This is a genomic window from Pseudomonas donghuensis, assembly GCF_000696345.2.
In the GTDB taxonomy this organism is placed as follows: Bacteria; Pseudomonadota; Gammaproteobacteria; order Pseudomonadales; family Pseudomonadaceae; genus Aquipseudomonas; species Aquipseudomonas donghuensis.
Genome location: NZ_CP071706.1, coordinates 1,957,245 through 1,978,222, shown reverse-complemented (window position 1 = coordinate 1,978,222; position 20,978 = coordinate 1,957,245). Strand labels below are relative to the sequence as shown.

The following is a 20,978-nucleotide window of genomic DNA, read 5'->3' as shown; positions in this document are numbered from 1 at the left end:
TTCAGGCAAGGTTCTCTTTAGCCGGCTCCGGCGCAGGTGCCTCGGTAGGGGTGTAAACCATCACATCGAGCACATCCGAATGGAACTCGCGACGATAAAGCACCAACACTACCCCGGTACTCATCAGCATGAACAACCAGGGGCCGATAAACCAGCAGAGCATGGCCATCCCGAAGTAATAAGAACGCAAGCCGAAGTTGAACTGGTTGGCCGCCAGCGAAATAACCCTGGCCGCTCTAAGGGCAAATGCCTTGCGCTCCAGTTCACTGACATGGCGCTCACCAATCATCGGCGCCGAGCCCACCAGCACCGCGGCAAAGTTGTATTGGCGCATGCACCAGCTAAAGGTGAAGAAGGCATACACAAAGACCATCGCCAGGCACAGCAACTTGATTTCCGACATCCCCTGGGAAGCCTGCTGGACCAGCGGCAAATCCGCCAGTAACGATACAGCGCGGTCCGAAGCCCCGAGCACGGTGAGAATACCGGCCAGAATAATCAGGGTGCTGGAGGCGAAGAACGACGCATTGCGCTCCAGATTGCCGATCACGCTGGCATCGGCGATGCGGTTGTCACGCAACAACATGCGCCGCATCCAGTCTTCGCGGTAAAGGTGCAGTACGCTGGCCAGGCACGCAGTATCACGGCCCTTCCAGGTCGCGTAGCGGGTATAACCGCCCCAGCAGACGACAAACCAGCAGGCGGCCAGCAGGTGGATCAGATTGCTTTGAATGAAGCTCATGCAAGGTCCTGATTGAAGTTTCGAGCACAATAAAGCCCATTGACCGGCTTTCGACGCTTTACCGCAGAAAAAGACACGTCTTGCCCGCAGAAACGAAAAAGCCCCGCATCCTTTCGGACGCGGGGCTTGGAATCTGCCGTGACGGACACCCTGTTGGCTTGTGGCCGGTGTCCGTTACATGGCTAACTCAGGCCAGCGCTTCGCGCGGCTTGCCCAGCATGCGGTCACACAGCACCGCAACACCCAGGGTCACCACCGAAGGCACCAGCCAGGCCAGGCCCTGCTCGCTCAGCGGCAGATGCGCCAGCACGTCCGGCAGTTTGCTGGCCAGCACAGTGCCTTTGATGGCATCGATCATGCCGAACAGCAACGACACCAGCATCACTGGCGCCAGGATGCGAACTTGCGAGTTCCACAGGTCCTTGCAGAAGCTCAGGCCTACCACCACGATGCACGGCGGGTAGATAGCGGTCAGCACCGGGATCGAGAACAGGATCAGCTTGGTCAGGCCCAGGTTGGAAATCAGCAGCGAGAAGGCCGCGAGGATCACCACCAGGGTGCGGTACGACAGCGGCAGCACCTGGCTGAAGTACTCGGCGCAGGCGCAGGTCAGGCCGACGGCGGTCACCAGGCAGGCCAGGGCGATCAACACGGCGAGGAAGCCGCTGCCCAGCGAGCCGAAGGTGTGCTGCACGTAGGCATGCAACACCGCGGCGCCGTTGCTGGCACCGGCGGCGATCTCATGGCTGCCGGCACCCAGGCGGAACAGGCTGATGTACACCAGGGCCAGGCCGACACCGGCGATCAGGCCAGCGATGATCGCGTAGCGGGTGATCAGCTGCGGCGACTCGACGCCGCGCGAACGGATGGCGTTGACGATGACGATACCGAACACCAGCGCACCGAGGGTATCCATGGTCAGGTAACCATTGATGAAGCCCTGGGAGAACGGCGCGGCAACATAGGCTGGCTGTGCTTCGCCGATACCACCGGCTGGCAGCATGAACGCGGCGATGCCGAGTGCGGCCAGGGCAATGATCTTCAGCGGCGCGAGGAAGCGGCCGACAGTGTCGAGCAGCTTGCCCGGGTACATGGACACCGCCAGCACCACCAGGAAGTACACCAGGCTGTAGATGAACAGGGCCAGCGGGCTTTCACCGGTCAGCGGCGCAACACCTACCTCGAAGGATACGGTGGCGGTACGCGGGGTGGCGAACAGCGGGCCTACCGACAGGTAGCACACCGCTGCCAGCAGGCCGCCGGCGACCTTGCCGATCGGGCTGCTCAGCGCATCCATGCCGCCGCCGACCTTGGCCAGGGCGATGACAGTGATGACCGGCAGACCCACAGCAGTGATCAGGAAACCCAGCGCCGCCATCCACACGTGTGGACCGGATTGCAGACCGACGATAGGAGGGAAAATGATATTGCCCGCGCCGACGAACAAAGCGAACGTCATAAAACCAAGTGCCAGGATGTCCTGGCCTTTCAAAACTTTCATTAAGGAAATACCACACTGCTGAAATCGGGATTTAGAGAGGGATTTCCCCTTGGGTGAGGGAAATGCTGCCTGGCTGGATGAGCCAGACCCGTTTAGCGTGTCGTTCCCTTTTGGGGAGCGGGCACAAAATGAGTGCATAGGTTAACGAATTTGTCATAGAAACGCACTGTTGCAGGGCTGCTTGTCCGATGTGTGAATATGCGTGTCGCTTGCGCGACAGCTCCAAGCCGCAAGTTACAAGCCGCAAGCTTGCCGCAACACCCTCTTGCAGCTTGAAGCTTGTCGCTTGAAGCTGCTGCCCAGTAAACAAAAAAGGCCACCCGAAGGTGGCCTTTCTTGTTTACTGGGCAGTGATTACTTCTTCACTTCCCAGCCAGTCAGCTCGGCCAGGGCCTTGCCGATGTCTGCCAGCGAACGCACGGTTTTCACACCAGCGTCCTGCAGCGCAGCGAATTTCTCGTCTGCAGTGCCTTTGCCGCCGGAGATGATGGCGCCAGCGTGGCCCATACGCTTGCCCGCAGGAGCGGTAACACCAGCGATGTAGGAAACCACAGGCTTGGTGACGTTGGCCTTGATGTAGGCAGCCGCTTCTTCTTCAGCCGAACCGCCGATCTCGCCGATCATGACGATCGCTTCGGTCTTCGGGTCTTCCTGGAACAGCTTCAGGATGTCGATGAAGTTGGAGCCCGGGATCGGGTCGCCACCGATACCGACGCAGGTGGACTGACCGAAACCGGCGTCAGTGGTCTGCTTGACCGCTTCGTAGGTCAGGGTGCCGGAACGCGAAACGATACCGACCTTGCCTGGCAAGTGGATGTGACCTGGCATGATGCCGATCTTGCACTCGCCCGGAGTGATGACGCCTGGGCAGTTAGGGCCGATCAGGGTAACACCCAGCTCGTCGCACTTGACCTTGGCATCGAGCATGTCCAGGGTAGGAATGCCTTCGGTGATGCAGACGATCAGCTTGATGCCGCCGAAGGCAGCTTCCAGGATCGAGTCCTTGCAGAAAGGAGCCGGAACGTAGATGACCGACGCGTCAGCGCCGGTAGCTTCTACGGCTTCTTTGACAGTGTTGAACACTGGCAGGCCCAGGTGGGTGGTGCCACCCTTGCCCGGGGTCACGCCGCCGACCATCTTGGTGCCGTAGGCGATGGCCTGTTCGGAGTGGAAAGTACCTTGCGAGCCGGTGAAGCCCTGGCAGATGACTTTGGTGTCTTTATTGATCAGGACGCTCATTACTTGCCCTCCGCAGCTTTGACAACTTGTTGAGCAGCGTCGGTCAGGCTGGTTGCAGCAATGATGTTCAAACCGCTTTCTGCCAGTACTTTAGCACCCAGTTCAGCGTTGTTGCCTTCCAGGCGAACAACAACCGGTACCTTGACGCCGACTTCTTTCACAGCGCCAATGATGCCTTCGGCAATCATGTCGCAGCGAACGATGCCGCCGAAGATGTTGACCAGAACGGCCGCGACATTGCTGTCGGACAGGATGATCTTGAAGGCTTCGGTAACGCGCTCTTTGGTAGCACCACCACCTACGTCGAGGAAGTTGGCTGGCTTGCCGCCGTGCAGGTTGACGATGTCCATGGTACCCATGGCCAGGCCGGCACCGTTGACCATGCAGCCGATGTTGCCTTCCAGGGCCACGTAGTTCAGCTCGAAGCTGGCAGCGTGGGCTTCACGAGGGTCGTCTTGCGACGGGTCGTGGAAGGTTTTCAGCTTAGGCTGACGGTACATGGCGTTAGCGTCGATGTTGATCTTGGCATCGAGGCAGTGCAGGTCGCCGTCGGCCTTGATGACCAGCGGGTTTACTTCCAGCAGGGCCAGGTCGTGTTCTTTGAACAATTTGGCCAGGCCTACGAAAATCTTGGCGAACTGAGCAACTTGCTTGCCTTCCAGACCCAGCTGGAACGCCAGTTCACGACCCTGGAATGGCTGAGCGCCAACCAGTGGATCGATAGTAGCCTTGATGATCTTCTCAGGAGTTTCGTGAGCGACTTTCTCGATGTCCACGCCACCTTCGGTGGAGGCCATGAACACGATACGACGGCTCGAACGGTCGACTACAGCGCCCAGGTACAGCTCTTTGGCGATGTCAGTGCAGGATTCGACCAGGATCTTGGTCACTGGCTGACCGTTGGCGTCGGTCTGGTAGGTCACCAGACGCTTGCCCAACCATTGCGCAGCGAACGCCTTGGCGTCTTCCTTGCTGCGAACCAGCTTGACGCCGCCCGCTTTACCGCGACCACCGGCGTGGACCTGGGCTTTGACAACCCACTCGGTGCCACCGATCTTGTCGCAGGCTTCTGCGGCAGCTTCAGGGGTGTCGACTGCGAAACCCTTGGAAACTGGCAGGCCGTATTCAGCGAACAGCTGCTTACCCTGATACTCGTGAAGATTCATGCTTTTTACCGTCTTCGTTAGGTACTGCGCTTCGGCGCTGCGCCCCAAAGGAGTGCCGCGCCACCTGTGACCACTTGCCCCCGGTATGCTCCGGGAGTTCGAGTCCGGCGGACTTTCCGCGGTGAGTCATGCACGCAAGACTCACGACGGGCCACCCGCCGTGGTTTCTTATTGTTTAACGCTTCTTACGGTTGGCAACGTGAATGGCACCGCCATTCACTGCCAGCGCGGCTTCATGCAGCGCTTCGGACAGGGTCGGATGGGAGAAAACCATCATGCCCAGATCTTCGGCGCTGGTGCCGAATTCCATTGCGATTGCACCCTGCTGCACCAATTCGGCAGCCGATGGGCCAATCACGTGTACACCCAGGACGCGGTCGGTCTTGGCATCGGCGATGACCTTGACGAAACCACCGGTGTCGTTGGCAGCCATCGCACGGCCGCTGGCCGCGAACGGGAAGGTGCCCACGTTAACCTCAACGCCTTCGGCCTTCAAGGTCTGTTCGGTTTTACCGACCCATGCGATTTCCGGGTGGGTGTAGATAACCGACGGGATCAGGTCGTAGTTCATCTGGGCTTTGTGGCCCTTGATGCGCTCGACAACCATGATGCCCTCTTCCGAGGCCTTGTGCGCCAGCATCATGCCACGAACCACGTCACCGATGGCGTAGACGCCCGGTACGCTGGTCGCGCAGTGATCGTCGACGAAGATGAAACCACGCTCGTCGATGGTCACGCCGCTGTCGGCAGCCAGCAGATCGGTGGTCACCGGACGACGGCCGACCGCAACGATCAGCTTGTCGAAGGTGATCTTCTGCTCGCCGTTGGCATCGGTGTAGGTCACTTCGACTTCAGCGCCGTTGACCTTGGAGCCGGTCACGCGAGCGCCCAGCTTGATGTCCAGACCTTGCTTGGTCAGGGTTTTCAGCGCTTCCTTGGAGACAGCGGCGTCAGCGGCCATCAGGAAGGTGTCCAGGGCTTCCAGGACGGTGACTTGCGCACCCAGGCGAGCCCAGACCGAACCCAGTTCCAGACCGATCACACCAGCACCGATCACGCCCAGGCGCTTAGGTACGGCCTGGAATTCCAGGGCGCCGGTGGAGTCGACGATGACATTCTGGTCGACCGGAGCCGGTGGAATGTCGATCGGACGCGAACCGGAAGCCAGGATGACGTTTTCGGCTTCGATGATTTCGGTGGTGCCGTCAGCCTTGGTGACTTCGACCTTCTTGCCAGCCAGCAGCTTGCCGTGGCCCTGGATCGAGGTCACGCCGTTGGCCTTGAACAGGGTGGCAACACCGCCGGTCAGGTTCTTGACGATGCCGGCCTTGCGGCCAACCATCGCGGCGACGTCCATCTTCACTTCGCCAGTGGAGATACCGTGGACGTTGAAGCTCTCTTTGGCTTCCTTGTATTTCCAGGAGCTGTCCAGCAGCGCCTTGGAAGGAATGCAACCCACGTTCAGGCAGGTACCGCCGAGGGCCAGCTTGCCTTCGCCGTCAGTGTACTTCTCGATACAGGCAGTGCTCAGACCGAGCTGCGCGGCCTTGATGGCAGCTACGTAGCCGCCAGGACCTGCGCCAATCACTACCACATCAAATTTTTGCGACATTCAGAAAATCCTCTTTAAAGCTGCAAGCGATAAGCTGCAAGCCACAAGTTCAAGCGCAAACCGTTCAGGCTTGCCGCTTGAAGCTTGCAGCTTGCAGCTGCTCAATCAGATATCCAGCAGCAGACGAGCCGGGTCTTCCAGCAGGTTCTTGATGGTCACCAGGAAGGTCACGGCTTCTTTACCGTCGATCAGACGGTGGTCGTAGGACAGTGCCAGGTACATCATCGGACGGATCACGACCTGACCGTTAACGGCCATAGGACGCTGGATGATGTTGTGCATGCCCAGAATCGCAGCCTGCGGCGGGTTGACGATCGGGGTCGACATCATCGAACCAAAGGTACCACCGTTGGTGATGGTGAAAGTACCACCGGTCATTTCGTCGATCGACAGTTTGCCGTCACGGGCTTTCTTGCCGAAGGTGGCGATGCCGTTCTCGATCTCAGCCAGGCTCATTTGCTCGGCGTTGCGCAGTACCGGTACCACCAGGCCGCGGTCGCTGGAAACGGCAACGCCGATGTCCGCATAACCGTGGTAGACGATGTCGGAACCGTCGATCGAGGCGTTGACGGCTGGGAAGCGTTTCAGCGCTTCGGTGGCCGCCTTGACGAAGAACGACATGAAGCCCAGGCGCACGCCGTTGTGGGTCTTCTCGAACAGGTCCTTGTACTTCGAACGCAGGGCCATGACTTCGGTCATGTCGACTTCGTTGAAGGTGGTCAGCATGGCCATGTTCGACTGTGCTTCTACCAGGCGCTTGGCCACGGTAGCGCGCACGCGAGTCATCGGCACGCGCTTCTCGGTACGATCGCCAGTGGCGACAACCGGGGCAGCAGCGGCGGCTGGCTTGGCGGCAGGAGCGGCAGCCGGAGCGGATTTCTTCGCTTCGATGGCAGCAACCACGTCTTCCTTGGTGATGCGACCGTCTTTGCCGGTGCCCTTGATGCTGTTCAGGGCAATGCCGTTTTCTTCGGCCAGCTTGCGGGCAGCCGGAGCGCCGATGGCGTCTTCGTCGCCAGCAGCGGCGGCGGCAGGAGCAGCGGCAGCAGGCGCGGCAGCAGCGGCAGGTGCTGCGCCAGCAACGCCACCTTCTACGATCGAGCCCAGGACTTCGTCGGACAGGACGGTGTCGCCCTCGCCCTTGACGATTGCACCCAGTACGCCGTCAGCGGTAGCCAGTACTTCCAGGACAACCTTGTCGGTTTCGATGTCGACGATCAGCTCGTCACGCTTGACGGCTTCGCCCGGCTGCTTGTGCCAGGTGGCAACGGTGCCATCGGCAACCGATTCCGGGAAAGTAGGGGCTTTGATCTCGATAGCCATTATCAGTGGTTCCTTAAATTCGGTTTCTGGTGCGCGATGGCATTAAACGGTGAAGGCATCTTGCAGCAGTTTTTCCTGCTGCTCGGCGTGCATCGAAGCGTAACCACAGGCAGGTGCTGCCGAAGCATCGCGACCGGCGTACTCGAGGACCAGGTCCTTGTTGTGACGGGTCAGGATACGACGCATGTGGTGCTGGCTGCTGTACCAGGCGCCCTGGTTCATCGGTTCTTCCTGACACCACACCACATCCTTGAGATTGGTGTACGGCGCGAGGATTTCGACCAGGTCGTCTTCAGGGAACGGATACAGCTGCTCGATACGCACGACGGCGATATCTTCGCGGCCTTCGGCACGGCGTTTTTCCAGCAGATCGTAGTAGACCTTGCCGCTGCACAGGACCAGGCGCGTGACTTTTTTCGGATCGAGGGTATCGATTTCCGGGATCACGGTCTGGAACGAGCCTTCGGCCAGTTCTTCCAGGGTCGAGATGGCCAGCTTGTGGCGCAGCAGCGACTTTGGTGTCAGCACGATCAGCGGCTTGCGCAGCGGACGGATGACCTGACGACGCAGCAGGTGGTAGATCTGAGCCGGGGTGGTCGGTACGCACACCTGGACGTTGTGCTCGGCGCACAGCTGCAGGTAACGCTCCAGACGTGCCGAGGAGTGCTCAGGCCCCTGCCCTTCATAACCGTGTGGCAGCAGCATGGTCAGACCGCACAGACGGCCCCACTTGTGCTCGCCGCTGGTGATGAACTGGTCGACAACCACCTGGGCACCGTTGGCGAAGTCGCCGAACTGGGCTTCCCAGATCACCAGCGCGTTTGGCTGGGTGGTCGAGTAACCGTATTCGAATGCCAGGACCGCTTCTTCGGACAGGAACGAATCGTACAGGTCGAAACGTGGCTGGCCTTCATAGAGGTTCTGCAACGGGATGTAGGTGCTGGCGTCCTTCTGGTTGTGCAACACCGCATGGCGGTGAGAGAAGGTGCCGCGACCAATATCCTGACCCGTCATGCGAATCGGGTGACCTTCGAACGCGAGGGTGGCGTAGGCCATGGTTTCGGCGTAGCCCCAGTTGATCGGCAAGCCACCGGCTTGCATCTTCTGGCGGTCTTCGTAGATCTTCGAAACCTGACGCTGAACCACGAAGCCTTCCGGCAGTTCCAGCAGCTTGGCCGACAGTTCCTGCAGGGTCTTCAGATCGAAGCGGGTGTCGTGACGCGCGGTCCAGGCGTGGCCCAGGTACGGACGCCAGTCAACGAACAGCTCCTTGTTCGGCTCTTTGACCAGGCTTTTTACGACGTGCAGGCCGTTGTCCAGCGCGTTGCGGTACTCGTCGACCTTGGCCTGGACGCGCTCGGCGTCAAGACGACCCGACTGGGTCAGGGCTTCGGCGTACAGCTCGCGGGTGGTGCGCTGCTTGGTGATCTGCTGGTACATCAGCGGCTGGGTGCCGTTCGGCTCGTCGGCCTCGTTGTGGCCGCGACGACGGTAGCAGACCAGGTCGATGACCACGTCACGCTTGAACTGCATGCGGTAATCAACCGCCAGCTGGGTCACGAACAGCACCGCTTCCGGATCATCACCGTTGACGTGCAGGATCGGCGCCTGAATCATCTTGGCGACGTCGGTGCAGTACTCGGTGGAACGCGAGTCCAGCGGGTTGCTGATGGTGAAACCAACCTGGTTGTTGATCACGATGTGCACGGTACCGCCGGTCTTGAAACCGCGGGTCTGCGACATCTGGAAGGTTTCCATGACCACGCCTTGACCGGCGAATGCCGCGTCACCGTGGATGGAAATCGGCAGTACCTTGTCGCCAACGGTGTCGTTGCGACGGTCCTGACGGGCACGTACCGAACCTTCAACCACTGGCGAGACGATTTCCAGGTGCGAAGGGTTGAACGCCATGGCCAGGTGAACTTCGCCACCGGCGGTCATCACGTTGGACGAGAAGCCCTGGTGGTATTTCACGTCACCGGAACCCAGCTCGACCTTCTTCTTGCCTTCGAACTCGTCGAACAGGTCGCGCGGGTTCTTGCCGAAGGTGTTGACCAGTACGTTCAGACGGCCACGGTGGGCCATGCCGATGACAACTTCCTTGGTGCCGTAGGAACCGGAGCGTTGAATCAGCTCGTCCAGCATCGGAATCAGGCTCTCGCCGCCTTCCAGGCCGAAACGCTTGGTGCCCGGGTATTTGGTACCCAGGTATTTTTCCAGACCCTCAGCGGCGGTGACGCGCTCGAGCAGGTGGCTCTGAATATCCGCGGAGAAGACTGGACGCCCACGTACGCTCTCCAGACGCTGCTGGAACCAGCTGCGCTGCTCGGAGTCGACGATGTGGGTGAATTCGGCGCCAATGGTGCGGCAATATGTCTGCTGCAAAGCGTCGAAGATTTCGCGTAGGCTCGCTTCCTCTTTGCCGATGAACAGGTCGCCGGCACGGAAGGTCGTATCAAGATCGGCATTGGTCAAGCCGTAATGATTGATCGACAGGTCTACTGGCGCAGGGCGCTGCCACAACCCCAGGGGGTCGAGCTTAGCAGCTTGGTGGCCGCGCATACGGTAGGCCTGGATCAGTCGCAGAACTTCAACCTGCTTCTTCTCGTGTTCACTGCTCACGCTGCCGGCGGAAACCGGTTGGGCGCGGCGCTGGTTCTTTGCCAGCAGTACGAAATGGTCGCGGATTGTAGAGTGCGATACATCGGTAGCGGTGCTGCCTTCGGCGGGCAACTTCTGGAAGTAAGTGCGCCACTCTTCTGGCACAGCGTTAGGGTCGTGCAGGTAAAGCTCGTAGAGCTCTTCCACATATGCAGCGTTACCACCTGAAAGGTGGGCGCTATCCCACATGCGCTGCATCACGCTTTCTTGCATGCTTGGTCACCCTCGGTTAGGGGACGGATCGGCAAGAGCCACAGCACGCCTGGAAAAGTCCTAATGCAGCGACCCAACCAAGCCACCAAGGATCCTACAGATTTTCCGGGTACCAGCCCGGAAGCCCCTGCTGGTCTCATATCTTCATAGGTAAAAGCTTGGGCTTTGTGGGCCCCAGCTCGGGTTTCACCTTGGTGCGGGCAACGGCCCGCACCTTGGCGTACTACGGGTACAACACTTTTAAAATCAGGTACCGCTTTGCAGCAGCATGTTACGTACGTGACCGATGGCCTTGGTCGGGTTCAGACCTTTAGGGCAAACGTTCACGCAGTTCATGATGCCGCGGCAACGGAACACGCTGAACGGGTCATCCAGCGAAGCCAGACGCTCCTGGGTCTTGGTGTCACGGCTGTCGGCCAGGAAGCGATAGGCCTGCAGCAGTGCAGCTGGACCGAGGAACTTGTCCGGGTTCCACCAGAACGACGGGCAGGAAGTCGAGCAGCAAGCGCACAGGATGCACTCGTACAGACCGTCCAGCTTTTCACGCTCTTCCGGCGACTGCAGGCGCTCGATGGCCGGAGCCGGCGTGTCGTTCTGCAGGAATGGCTTCACCTTCTCGTACTGCTTGTAGAAGATGCTCATATCGACGACCAGGTCACGAATGACCGGCAATCCAGGCAAAGGGCGGACGATCAGCTTGTTGCGCTTGACCACGGCCGAAAGCGGCGTGATGCAGGCCAGACCGTTCTTGCCGTTGATGTTCATGCCATCGGAACCGCAAACACCCTCACGGCAGGAGCGACGATACGAGAAACCTTCGTCCTGCTCTTTGATCAGTGCCAATACATCGAGAACCATCAGGTCCTTGCCGCCGGTATCGACCTGGAACACCTGCATCTTGGGTGCCGAGTCGGTATCGGGGTTGTAACGATAAACTTCGACTTGCAACATTGTGGCCACCCTTAGTAAGTCCGGACTTTAGGCTCGAACGCCGGAACGGTTTTCGGCGCGAAGTTGACGGCGCGCTTGGCGACGCGCTTCTCACCCGGGAAGTACAGGGTGTGGCACAGCCAGTTTTCGTCGTCACGGTCTTCGAAGTCTTCACGGGCGTGCGCACCGCGGGACTCTTTACGGACTTCTGCAGCAATTGCAGTGGCTTCAGCGACTTCCAGCAGGTTCTGCAGCTCCAGCGCTTCGATACGCGCGGTGTTGAAGGCCTGGGACTTGTCGTTGATCTTGACGTTGGCGATACGCTCGCGCAGGCCAGCCAGTTGCTCGATACCCTTCTGCATGTATTCGCCAGTGCGGAATACACCGAAGTAGTTCTGCATGCAGCTCTGCAGCTCGCGACGCAGGGTAGCCACGTCTTCACCGGTGTTGCGCTCGTTGAGCTTGTTCAGGCGGCTCAGGGCAACATCGATGTCGGTGTCGCTGGCGTCGAGGTATTCGATACCGTCGCTCAGCGCTTTTTCCAGGTGCAGGCCGGCAGCACGACCGAAGACCACCAGGTCGAGCAGCGAGTTGCCGCCCAGGCGGTTGGCACCGTGAACCGATACGCACGCCACTTCACCTACCGCGAACAGACCCGGGATGATGTGATCAACGCCATCGGCGTCCTGGGTCATCGCCTGACCATGGATGTTGGTGGCAACGCCGCCCATCATGTAGTGGCAGGTTGGGACAACAGGAACCGGCGCGACCACAGGGTCGACGTGAGCGAAGGTCTTGGACAGTTCACAGATACCTGGCAGGCGGCTGTGCAGCACTTCTTCACCCAGGTGGTCAAGCTTGAGCATCACGTGGTCGCCGTTAGGGCCACAGCCGTTGCCGGCGATGATCTCTTTAACCATGGAACGGGCCACAACGTCACGACCAGCAAGGTCTTTGGCGTTAGGCGCGTAACGTTCCATGAAACGCTCGCCGTGCTTGTTGATCAGGTAACCGCCTTCACCACGGCAACCTTCAGTGACCAGTACACCAGCGCCGGCGATGCCGGTCGGGTGGAACTGCCACATCTCGATATCCTGGACCGGAACGCCTGCACGCAGGGCCATGCCGATACCGTCACCGGTGTTGATCAGGGCATTGGTGGTGGAGGAGTAGATACGGCCTGCACCGCCAGTCGCCAGAACGGTGGCCTTGGCTTTGATGTACAGGGTTTCGCCGGTTTCGATGCAGATTGCAATCACACCGACGAACGCGCCTTCCTGGTTCTTCACCAGGTCAACGGCGTAGTACTCGTTGAGGAAGGTGGTGCCTGCCTTCAAGTTGCCCTGGTACAGGGTGTGCAGCAGCGCGTGACCGGTACGGTCGGAAGCGGCGCAGGTACGGGCGGCCTGGCCACCTTTACCGAAGTCCTTGGACTGACCGCCGAACGGGCGCTGGTAGATACGGCCTTGTTCGGTACGCGAGAACGGCAGACCCATGTGGTCCAGCTCGAACACGGCAGCAGGGCCTTCCTGACACATGTATTCGATAGCGTCCTGGTCACCGATGTAGTCGGAACCCTTGACGGTATCGTACATGTGCCAGCGCCAGTCATCGTTCGGGTCGGCCGAAGCGATGGCACAGGTGATGCCACCCTGGGCCGATACAGTGTGCGAACGGGTCGGGAAGACCTTGGTGATCACGGCAGTCTTGTGACCGCCCTGGGCCAGCTGCAGCGCAGCGCGCATGCCGGCACCGCCGCCACCAATGATGATGGCGTCGAATGTAATCGTAGGAATGTTAGCCATGAATCAGATACCCCAGAGAATCTGCACACCCCAGACGAAGTACGCGAACATCGCGACACCACATACCGCCTGGAACAGGAAACGTACGGCAGTCGCCGACTTGCCCAGCGCCATCGGCGTCAGGTAGTCGGTGGCAATGGTCCACATGCCGACCCAGGCGTGAGCGCCCAGGGCCACAAGGGCCAGCAGACTGAAGATACGCATCGCGTTGTTGGAGAACAGAGCGTGCCACTGGGCAAACTCGATGCCCGGGTGCGCGATCAGGTATCCGATCAGGAAAATGAAATAAGCCGCGAGAACGACCGCAGAAACGCGCTGCGCCATCCAGTCATAGAGGCCCGAACGCGAGAGGTTCGTGACGTTGGTTACCATATCCAAACTCCTGCCAGCACAATCACCACCACGGAAACGGCGATGATAATTTTCGAGCCCAGTCGGCCGCCTTCCAGCGTTTCACCGATGCCCATGTCCATGATCAAGTGGCGCACACCGGCTACCAAGTGATACAGCAAGGCGGACAGGAGGCCCCATGCCACGAACTTGGCCAGCGGACTGGTCAAGCATGCCTTCACCTCGGCGAAACCTTCCTCCGAACCCAGGGATTTGCCCAATGCATAAAGCATGAAGCCAAGGCCCAGGAAGAGGATGATGCCGGAAACACGGTGAAGAAATGACGTAACGCCGGTAATGGGGAGTTTGATGGTCCTTAGGTCTAGGTTTACAGGTCGTTGGCTTTTCACGGCTTTTTTCACACTGAAGAGCCCCTAGCAAGCAGGGCAAAGTTGTTGGTAAGTGTACTGGTCAGGTACCCACCACCCAGGGAGTGACGACCCCAGCAACACGGGCTTGCAAGCCCCTGGCGGTCGGGGGCCGATTATAGACAGTTAGGCTACTAATGACAACGCAGACACCTAGCCCAAATAGCGCATTGCCTTTAATGAACAAAAGGCGTAAACGGGCGGTAATTTCGAGGAAAAACAGCGCCCAAAGCCCTTTACAACCGTGCTTTAGGCAAATTGACATTCGAATTTATCTCACTATAGTGGTGCGGGCCCTGCGTGGGGGGTCTGTCTGATGATTTCAAGCATTAATAGGAGGCCACATGGCTGACAAAAAAGCGCAGTTGGTCATCGAGGGCGCAGCCCCCGTCGAGCTGCCCATTTTAACCGGCACCGTTGGTCCCGATGTTATCGACGTTAGAGGGTTGGGGGCCACGGGTCACTTCACTTTCGACCCTGGTTTCATGGCGACCGCATCCTGCGAGTCGAAGATCACTTATATCGACGGCGACAAGGGTATCCTGCTGCATCGCGGCTATCCGATCGAACAGCTGGCCGAAAAATCCGACTACCTCGAGACCTGCTACCTACTGCTCAACGGCGAACTGCCGAATGCCGAGCAGAAGGCCCAGTTCGTCAGCACCGTGAAGAACCACACCATGGTGCACGAGCAGTTGAAGTCCTTCTTCAACGGCTTCCGCCGCGACGCTCACCCGATGGCCGTCATGTGCGGCGTGGTGGGTGCCCTGTCGGCGTTCTACCACGACTCGCTGGACATCAATAACCCGCAGCACCGCGAAATTTCCGCGGTCCGCCTGGTCGCCAAGATGCCGACCCTGGCGGCGATGGTGTACAAGTACTCCATGGGCCAACCCATGATGTACCCGCGCAACGACCTGTCGTACGCGGAAAACTTCCTGCACATGATGTTCAACACCCCGTGCGAGATCAAACCGATCAGCCCGGTACTGGCCAAGGCAATGGACCGGATCTTCATCCTCCACGCCGACCACGAGCAGAACGCCTCGACCTCTACCGTCCGTCTGGCAGGCTCCTCCGGCGCCAACCCGTTCGCCTGTATCGCCGCCGGTATCGCTGCACTGTGGGGCCCTGCCCACGGCGGCGCCAACGAAGCGGTACTGACCATGCTCGATGAAATCGGCGATGTCTCGAACATCGACAAGTTCATCGCCAAGGCCAAGGACAAGAACGATCCGTTCAAGCTGATGGGCTTCGGTCACCGCGTTTACAAGAACCGCGACCCGCGCGCCACCGTGATGAAACAGACCTGCGACGAAGTCCTGCGCGAGCTGGGCATCAAGAACGACCCGCAGCTGGAACTGGCCATGCGCCTGGAAGAGATCGCCCTCACCGATCCTTACTTCATCGAGCGCTCGCTGTACCCGAACGTCGACTTCTACTCAGGGATCATCCTCAAGGCGATCGGCATTCCAACCAGCATGTTCACCGTGATCTTCGCCCTGGCGCGGACCGTCGGCTGGATTTCGCACTGGAAAGAAATGCTCTCCAGCCCGTACAAGATCGGCCGCCCTCGCCAGCTGTACACCGGCTACGAGTCGCGCGACATCGTCAAACTGGAAGACCGCAAGTAAGCCTTTGGGCCGAACACGAAAAAGGCTGCCTTCGGGCAGCCTTTTTTATTGGGGCCTGGGGGGGGGGGGACTCATCGCGGGGCAAGCCCGCTCCTACAGAACCTGTGGGAGCGGGCTTGACCCGCGATTATCTAACAGTTGACCAGCACCCCTCACCCACCACAACTGTACTGACTATTTCTCAGCCCTCTCCTTCAATGCCTTCAAGGTATTGAACGGCGCATCCACCACAAACTTGTTGGCCACCATCGACGGCACGCTGCCGCCCGGCTCGGTATGCACCTGGTAAGTCACCTCGGTACCACCGTCTTTTGGCTGCAGCTTCCAGAAGCCATCAACCTTGGCCACCCGCACGAAACCCTTCTCTTCCGGCAGGTATTTCGGCACACCTTCAAGCTTGCGGGTCAGGCTGCCATCGGCGGCCTCGGTGGTGGTGACATGCATGACCGAATCACGCGCAGTGACCGGCCACGGGGTATTGAACTGGGTGTAGGTCCAGCTCTGGTCGCCTTCGGTTTTCAGCAGCTTTTGCGACTTGCACTCATGAATCCAGGCACAGGCACCGACGACATCTTCCTGCAGGGCCCTGACCTTCGCCAGTGGTGCCTTGATAAAGGTGACGCCGCGGTAGGCCTTGTAATCGGAACCGGCAACCTCGCTGAGCTCGACCTTGATCCCGTCCTCGTTCTTGGCCTGCTTCCAGTCCTCGGCATGGGCCAGCGGCACCAGTACCGCGCCAAGCCCCAACACCAGTGCCACTTGTTTAAACGATCCCATTCTCTTGTTCCTTATTGTCGAAGATCCGCGATTCAAGCTGCCGTCATTTGCTCCAGCCACCCCAGGATCCTGATTGCCTCGTCGCGGTCGTTGCCGCAGATTTCGGCCTCTGCCTTGAAACCACCGCACACCGCCGGACGCTCGGGTTTGCCGAACAAGCCACAGAGATTGGCAACCGATAGGTGCAAGCAGCGCTCGCCGGCTGGCTTGCCCTTGGGCATACCCGGTATCGGCGAGCTGATGGAGGGCGCGATGCAGCAGGCGCCACAACCTTCACGGCAGTTCATGACAACAGAATCCTCGGAGTAACAAATGATGAATGAACCCGGATAGTAACCGCTTAAACAGGCGTTTGAAATTACTGACGGGATGAAATATCAGCTGCACATGCGATGACCGAACAGTCAGTTTCGCCCTACTGCTTGAACTCGAACTCGATCGCCGCGCCCTCGACATCCTTGCGGCTTTCGTTTCGCAGCTGCAGCTGCATTTCGTTGCTGATCAGCCGGCCATTGAGCTGGAAGGGGCTGTCGGACGGAGGCTTTTCGCCGAACAGGTAGGGCAACAGCGGCTTGGGCAGCGGCGCCTGTTCCTGGGTATCGGGCTTGAGCTCCTTGACCATGCCGGAGGGCAGGCTCAGGTCCAGCTTGGCCTTGGGCAATGGCTGCGGTGCCGCCTTGACGTTTTTGCGCGTGCTGCGCTGGGCGGCCTTGGTAGTCGCCTTCTTTCTCACCGGTGCCGCTTTCACCTGCTTTGGCTTGGCGGCAGGCTTGACGCTTTTCGTTGCAGGGGCCTTGCTCGCCGGTGCGGTTTCAGCCACTGCTACCGAGGTACAGGCCAATCCACCCAGCAAACACAGGGACAACCCGATACTACGCAACACTTTCATAGGCACCGACGACTATCCCTGAAAATGCTTATGCTCCCCGTTCCTGACACGACTGGCAAGTCTAGAAAAAAGCGCCCGAGGCAGATTCTTGGCATAACTGGCTGGCCAACATACCCAAGGTCATTACTGCCCGCTCCGCCTCACGGTTCCACGGGATGCCGCAGTTCAGGCGAATGCAGTGGTTGAACTGCTCGGTGTTACTGAAGATCAACCCCGGCGCAATACTGATGCCCTGCTGCAGCGCACGTACATGCAACTCCTGGGTGTTGACCCGCCCCGGCAAGCTGACCCAGAGGATGAAGCCGCCGGTGGGCCGGGTCATCTGCGTACCTTCAGGAAAGTGCTGCTGCACCGCCAACTGATAAGCACTGAGATTCTTCCGATACTCCTGACGGATGTAGCGCAAATGCCGATCGTAGCCGCCGTTCTCCAGATAGGACGCCACCCCCATCTGGGTCACGCTGCAGGCCGAATGGGTAGTGAAGGTCTGCAAGCGCTGGATTTCCGCCTGGTACTTGCCGGCAACCATCCAGCCAATTCGCACCCCTGGCGACAGGGTCTTGGAGAAACTCGAGCAATAGATCACCCGCCCTAGCCGATCGAAGGCCTTGAGGGACTTGGTCTTGCCTTGCTCGAACATCAGCTCGCCGTAGATATCGTCCTCGACGATCTGAATATCGAAGTCCGAGGCCAGACGCAGCAACTGCTTCTGCCGGTCTTCCGGGATGGTGCCGCCCAGCGGGTTGCTCAGGCGCGCGGTCAACACCAGTGCCTTGATCGACCACTGGTTGGCGGCCAGCTGCAAGGCCTCAAGACTGATGCCGGTGGACGGATCACTGGGAATTTCGATGACTTTCAGGCCGAGCAAATCGGCCAGTTGCAGCAAGCCGTAGTAAGTCGGCGATTCGGCGGCGATCAGGTCGCCCGGGCGGGTCAGCACCCGTAGCGACATCTGCAGGGCATCGACGCAGCCATGGGTGACCACTACTTCGCTGGGGTCGACCACCACACCGGCATCGCGCATGCGAATGGCGATCTGCCGACGCAGGGGCTCAAATCCCGGGCTGAACATGTAGCTGAAGGCCCGTGGGCTATGAAAGCGGGTGACCTTGGCCAACTGCTGGTGCAGCGCCCGCACCGGCAGGTAATCGACATGGGGTACCGCCGCGCCAAAAGGGAACACCCCGTCGCGCCGAGCCTCGGTCAGCACCTGCTGGATGATGCTGCTGCGCGTGACCAGGCCGGGGCGCTCGACCCGGGCGATATCCGGCGTCTGCGCGGTCAGTGCCGGGGTCTGGTGCACATAGTAGCCGGACTGTGGCCGCGCGCGGATCAGGCCCTGGTCTTCGAGGTTGGCGTAAGCCTGGAGCACCGTGGCATGGCTGACATTGAGCTGCGAGCTCATCTTGCGCACCGACGGCACGCGCTCCCCTGGCTGATACACACCGCGGCGAATATCTTCGGCCAGTTGCTGGGCGATGCGCTGATAAAGCAGCAGGTTGGTCATGATCAGTTCTCGACACGCAGGCAATGTAGTTGTTTTTGTACGGCTGTTTTGAGCAAGAATACCGGAACAGTTGCGAAGTGTACTGGGACAGATTGCAGAATAGTCGACAATACAGTTGCGTGACAGAGGCTGGCGTGTGCCATTTTTCACAACCAGGCGATCGCCCATAAAAAAACCCGGAGCTGTGCGGCCTCCGGGTTTCTTCATCTATTACTCAGCGCGCCGCGCCAAGCTTGCCCTTCTCGTCGGAAAAGACGATCTCGACCCGACGGTTCTGCGCCCTGCCCCGCTCCGAGGCGTTAGCCTCGACCGGATACTGGTCGCCATAGCCTTCGACCTGGATGCGTTTTTCATCGACGCCCAGATCGATCAGCATATCTGCCACCGCCTGCGCCCGATCACGGGAGAGCTTGAGGTTGTCTTCCGGCGTACCGGTGCTGTCGGTGTAGCCCTCGATACGCACGACCCGCTTGGGGTTGAGCTGAAGGAATTGCACCAGCTTGAGCACGGTGCGGCTGGCCGAGTTCTTCAACTCCGCATGCCCGGTATCGAACAGCACGTCGCCCAAGGTCATGACTAGGCCGCGATCGCTCTGCTCGGTGGCCAGGCTGACAATCTGCGCCTCCAGCCACTTACCCTGCTGCTGCACGCTGGCAAGCTTGGCTTCGCGCAGGGCCAGCTGCAGGCGCTGACGCTCGAGCTCAAGCTTGGCCAGACGTTCCTGATTGAGCACCAGGTTGCTGTGCTCACGGGCGATGTCGCTGTAGCGCTGGCTCAAGTAAGCGTAATGACGCACATCGGCACCGGTGCCCAGATAACTGGACAGGCGCTCGGCACGGGCCAGGGATTCACCGGCACGAATCACGTCACGCGGCGCGCTGCGCAACACGTCGGAATCGTCCTTGACCGTCTGAAACTTGGCCGTAGCCTCATCCAGCGCCACCTCGCTGCGCTGGCTGGCACAACCCTGCAAGCCCACCACGCCGAGCAACAACAGTGCCACCAAAGGTTTGATCGAACTCACCGCTGCTCCCCCAACTGTTTACGCAGGCGATTGACCCGCGACTGCAGCAAGTCCAGCTGCTCCTTGCTCTTGACCGTCAGCACCCGCGCCTCGGCCAGACGCGCATCGAGCTCGGCCTGCTCGGCGCGCATGCGCGCGTCGCGATAGGATTCACTGGTCATGTTGGAACGAGCCCGGGCCAGTTTGTCTTCAGCCAGCTTCAGCTCGGCCACTTCATCGGTGGCACCGACCGCCTTGGCCTGCTCCAGCGCCTGCTCGGACAAGCGCAGCTGTTCATTGGGGGCCGGGTCATTGGCGCACCCGGCCAGGGCCAGCAACGCCAGAACGGCGAATAGTGAATGAGTTCTCACGCAATCTTCCTACTGTTTAGGGGCATCCAGCGGCGCCTGCATCTGCGCTTTCCAGCGTTCGACATTACGTTGCAGTACCGCCTGGGACACGCCGGAGGCCGGCAATTCTGTCAGTTTTTTTGCCAGTTGTCCGCGCAACCAAGCGTCATTACACGCCGAATTATGCGACAGCGCCAGGTACAACCCCGGACGGTCCAGGGGCAAGCCGCGGGCAATCAACTCGTTGCTCATGCCCAGGGTCTGAGCCATGGCCATGCCGGCGTAGCGACCGGCCAGCACATAGTCGACCTGGCCGAGCAGCAGCTTCTGGAAGGCCTGGGTCAGGTTCTGTGCCGGCGCAAGCTGCAATTGACTCCTGGCATAGGCGGTAAATTCGGGTGTCATCCGCGCCTTTTCCGAGACGCTGCCCTGATGCTCATGCAAATCGGCCAGGGTGTTGTACACCAGCGTCGAATCGTGGCGGGTCCAGACTACATATTCATTGTTCAGCAACGCGGGGTGAACATAGTCGACCGTGGTCAGCTCGGCCACCGCGAAGGGTGAGTCGATCAGCAGGTCGACACGCCCGCTGCGCACCTCTTCCAGCGCCTGGCTGCGGCTGCCGCTGTCGAGGACTTCGACTTTGAGCCCCAACTCGCTGGCGACCTGCTTGAACAAATCAACGTTGGCACCCATCAAGTGCTTGGGATCTTGCGGGTCGCGCCACGAATAAGGCGGGGCATCGGGGCTGCCGGTGGCCACCAGCCGCTCGCACTTACCCACCGCCCAGGCTTGCAACGGCATCAACACCGCAGCGAACACCAGCGCCGTGTTTATCCGGCAACGCCTTCCCATGCAACGACTCCCT

Annotated in this window: 19 protein-coding genes; 1 reads left to right on the top strand and 18 read right to left on the bottom strand. The window is 59.8% G+C overall.

The window, feature by feature from the left end; all coding sequences use genetic code 11:
* Position 1: 1 nt before the first annotated feature.
* The 11 genes from BV82_RS09025 to sdhC all read right to left on the bottom strand — a co-directional run bounded on the left by BV82_RS09025 (position 2) and on the right by sdhC (position 13,944).
* A complete protein-coding gene (locus BV82_RS09025) occupies positions 2–742 on the bottom strand; it encodes a DUF599 domain-containing protein (RefSeq protein WP_010224666.1) in 741 nt (246 codons plus the stop codon).
* Between the two features lie 187 nt (positions 743–929).
* The gene (gene brnQ / locus BV82_RS09020; RefSeq protein WP_010224668.1) at positions 930–2,243 is read right to left on the bottom strand and encodes a branched-chain amino acid transport system II carrier protein; all 1,314 of its coding nucleotides are present in this window, start codon (positions 2,241–2,243) and stop codon (positions 930–932) included.
* Between the two features lie 354 nt (positions 2,244–2,597).
* A complete protein-coding gene (sucD, locus tag BV82_RS09015; protein WP_004376004.1) occupies positions 2,598–3,482 on the bottom strand; it encodes a succinate--CoA ligase subunit alpha in 885 nt (294 codons plus the stop codon).
* The gene (gene sucC / locus BV82_RS09010; protein ID WP_010224674.1) at positions 3,482–4,648 is read right to left on the bottom strand and encodes an ADP-forming succinate--CoA ligase subunit beta; all 1,167 of its coding nucleotides are present in this window, start codon (positions 4,646–4,648) and stop codon (positions 3,482–3,484) included. Before sucC ends, sucD begins: the two co-directional genes overlap by 1 nt.
* 175 nt (positions 4,649–4,823) lie before the next feature.
* Positions 4,824–6,260, bottom strand: a complete 1,437-nt coding sequence (gene lpdA, locus BV82_RS09005) for a dihydrolipoyl dehydrogenase (RefSeq protein WP_010224675.1) — start codon at positions 6,258–6,260, stop codon at positions 4,824–4,826.
* Positions 6,261–6,365: 105 nt separating this feature from the next.
* Positions 6,366–7,583 carry a 2-oxoglutarate dehydrogenase complex dihydrolipoyllysine-residue succinyltransferase gene (gene odhB / locus BV82_RS09000; RefSeq protein ID WP_010224676.1) on the bottom strand — a complete coding sequence of 406 codons (1,218 nt, stop codon included), beginning with the start codon at positions 7,581–7,583 and terminating at the stop codon, positions 6,366–6,368.
* 42 nt (positions 7,584–7,625) lie between these two features.
* Entirely contained in the window at positions 7,626–10,457 is a 2,832-nt protein-coding gene (locus BV82_RS08995) for a 2-oxoglutarate dehydrogenase E1 component (protein WP_010224677.1), read from the bottom strand.
* A gap of 246 nt (positions 10,458–10,703) precedes the next feature.
* Positions 10,704–11,408, bottom strand: a complete 705-nt coding sequence (locus BV82_RS08990) for a succinate dehydrogenase iron-sulfur subunit (protein ID WP_010224678.1) — start codon at positions 11,406–11,408, stop codon at positions 10,704–10,706.
* A gap of 11 nt (positions 11,409–11,419) precedes the next feature.
* Positions 11,420–13,192 carry a succinate dehydrogenase flavoprotein subunit gene (sdhA, locus tag BV82_RS08985; protein WP_010224679.1) on the bottom strand — a complete coding sequence of 591 codons (1,773 nt, stop codon included), beginning with the start codon at positions 13,190–13,192 and terminating at the stop codon, positions 11,420–11,422.
* Between the two features lie 3 nt (positions 13,193–13,195).
* Positions 13,196–13,564, bottom strand: coding sequence for a succinate dehydrogenase, hydrophobic membrane anchor protein (gene sdhD, locus BV82_RS08980; protein WP_010224681.1), 369 nt, complete (start codon positions 13,562–13,564; stop codon positions 13,196–13,198).
* A complete protein-coding gene (gene sdhC / locus BV82_RS08975; RefSeq protein ID WP_174242293.1) occupies positions 13,558–13,944 on the bottom strand; it encodes a succinate dehydrogenase, cytochrome b556 subunit in 387 nt (128 codons plus the stop codon). The genes sdhD and sdhC overlap by 7 nt, the downstream gene beginning before the upstream one ends.
* A 350-nt stretch (positions 13,945–14,294) precedes the next feature.
* Here sdhC and gltA point away from each other — a divergent pair, with 350 nt between their 5' ends.
* Positions 14,295–15,584, top strand: a complete 1,290-nt coding sequence (gene gltA / locus BV82_RS08970; protein WP_010224685.1) for a citrate synthase — start codon at positions 14,295–14,297, stop codon at positions 15,582–15,584.
* A gap of 174 nt (positions 15,585–15,758) precedes the next feature.
* Here the strand turns inward: gltA and BV82_RS08965 are convergent, their stop codons facing one another.
* From BV82_RS08965 to BV82_RS08935, 7 genes are all read right to left on the bottom strand, one after another.
* A complete protein-coding gene (locus tag BV82_RS08965; protein ID WP_036994407.1) occupies positions 15,759–16,361 on the bottom strand; it encodes an START domain-containing protein in 603 nt (200 codons plus the stop codon).
* A 32-nt stretch (positions 16,362–16,393) separates the two neighbouring features.
* Complete coding sequence (locus BV82_RS08960; RefSeq protein WP_010224690.1) at positions 16,394–16,648, bottom strand: YkgJ family cysteine cluster protein; 255 nt, start codon at positions 16,646–16,648, stop codon at positions 16,394–16,396.
* A 128-nt stretch (positions 16,649–16,776) separates the two neighbouring features.
* The gene (locus BV82_RS08955) at positions 16,777–17,094 is read right to left on the bottom strand and encodes a translation initiation factor 2 (protein ID WP_374045240.1); all 318 of its coding nucleotides are present in this window, start codon (positions 17,092–17,094) and stop codon (positions 16,777–16,779) included.
* 217 nt (positions 17,095–17,311) lie between these two features.
* Positions 17,312–18,757 (bottom strand): aminotransferase-like domain-containing protein, encoded by a 1,446-nt coding sequence (locus tag BV82_RS08950; RefSeq protein ID WP_010224694.1) that lies wholly within the window; start codon positions 18,755–18,757, stop codon positions 17,312–17,314.
* A 214-nt stretch (positions 18,758–18,971) separates the two neighbouring features.
* Positions 18,972–19,781 carry an OmpA family protein gene (locus tag BV82_RS08945; RefSeq protein WP_036994404.1) on the bottom strand — a complete coding sequence of 270 codons (810 nt, stop codon included), beginning with the start codon at positions 19,779–19,781 and terminating at the stop codon, positions 18,972–18,974.
* A complete protein-coding gene (locus BV82_RS08940) occupies positions 19,778–20,131 on the bottom strand; it encodes a DUF4398 domain-containing protein (protein ID WP_010224697.1) in 354 nt (117 codons plus the stop codon). The genes BV82_RS08945 and BV82_RS08940 overlap by 4 nt, the downstream gene beginning before the upstream one ends.
* A gap of 9 nt (positions 20,132–20,140) precedes the next feature.
* Complete coding sequence (locus tag BV82_RS08935) at positions 20,141–20,965, bottom strand: substrate-binding periplasmic protein (protein WP_050990025.1); 825 nt, start codon at positions 20,963–20,965, stop codon at positions 20,141–20,143.
* Between the last annotated feature and the right edge of the window lie 13 nt (positions 20,966–20,978).

What these genes read in the sequence shown, in the direction of transcription:
- BV82_RS09025 (WP_010224666.1), bottom strand. Translation starts at nt 742, where the DNA reads ATGAGCTTCATTCAAAGCAATCTGATCCACCTGCTGGCCGCCTGCTGG.
- brnQ (WP_010224668.1), bottom strand. Translation starts at nt 2,243, where the DNA reads ATGAAAGTTTTGAAAGGCCAGGACATCCTGGCACTTGGTTTTATGACG.
- sucD (WP_004376004.1), bottom strand. Translation starts at nt 3,482, where the DNA reads ATGAGCGTCCTGATCAATAAAGACACCAAAGTCATCTGCCAGGGCTTC.
- sucC (WP_010224674.1), bottom strand. Translation starts at nt 4,648, where the DNA reads ATGAATCTTCACGAGTATCAGGGTAAGCAGCTGTTCGCTGAATACGGC.
- lpdA (WP_010224675.1), bottom strand. Translation starts at nt 6,260, where the DNA reads ATGTCGCAAAAATTTGATGTGGTAGTGATTGGCGCAGGTCCTGGCGGC.
- odhB (WP_010224676.1), bottom strand. Translation starts at nt 7,583, where the DNA reads ATGGCTATCGAGATCAAAGCCCCTACTTTCCCGGAATCGGTTGCCGAT.
- BV82_RS08995 (WP_010224677.1), bottom strand. Translation starts at nt 10,457, where the DNA reads ATGCAAGAAAGCGTGATGCAGCGCATGTGGGATAGCGCCCACCTTTCA.
- BV82_RS08990 (WP_010224678.1), bottom strand. Translation starts at nt 11,408, where the DNA reads ATGTTGCAAGTCGAAGTTTATCGTTACAACCCCGATACCGACTCGGCA.
- sdhA (WP_010224679.1), bottom strand. Translation starts at nt 13,192, where the DNA reads ATGGCTAACATTCCTACGATTACATTCGACGCCATCATCATTGGTGGC.
- sdhD (WP_010224681.1), bottom strand. Translation starts at nt 13,564, where the DNA reads ATGGTAACCAACGTCACGAACCTCTCGCGTTCGGGCCTCTATGACTGG.
- gltA (WP_010224685.1), top strand. Translation starts at nt 14,295, where the DNA reads ATGGCTGACAAAAAAGCGCAGTTGGTCATCGAGGGCGCAGCCCCCGTC.
- BV82_RS08965 (WP_036994407.1), bottom strand. Translation starts at nt 16,361, where the DNA reads ATGGGATCGTTTAAACAAGTGGCACTGGTGTTGGGGCTTGGCGCGGTA.
- BV82_RS08960 (WP_010224690.1), bottom strand. Translation starts at nt 16,648, where the DNA reads ATGAACTGCCGTGAAGGTTGTGGCGCCTGCTGCATCGCGCCCTCCATC.
- BV82_RS08950 (WP_010224694.1), bottom strand. Translation starts at nt 18,757, where the DNA reads ATGACCAACCTGCTGCTTTATCAGCGCATCGCCCAGCAACTGGCCGAA.
- BV82_RS08935 (WP_050990025.1), bottom strand. Translation starts at nt 20,965, where the DNA reads ATGGGAAGGCGTTGCCGGATAAACACGGCGCTGGTGTTCGCTGCGGTG.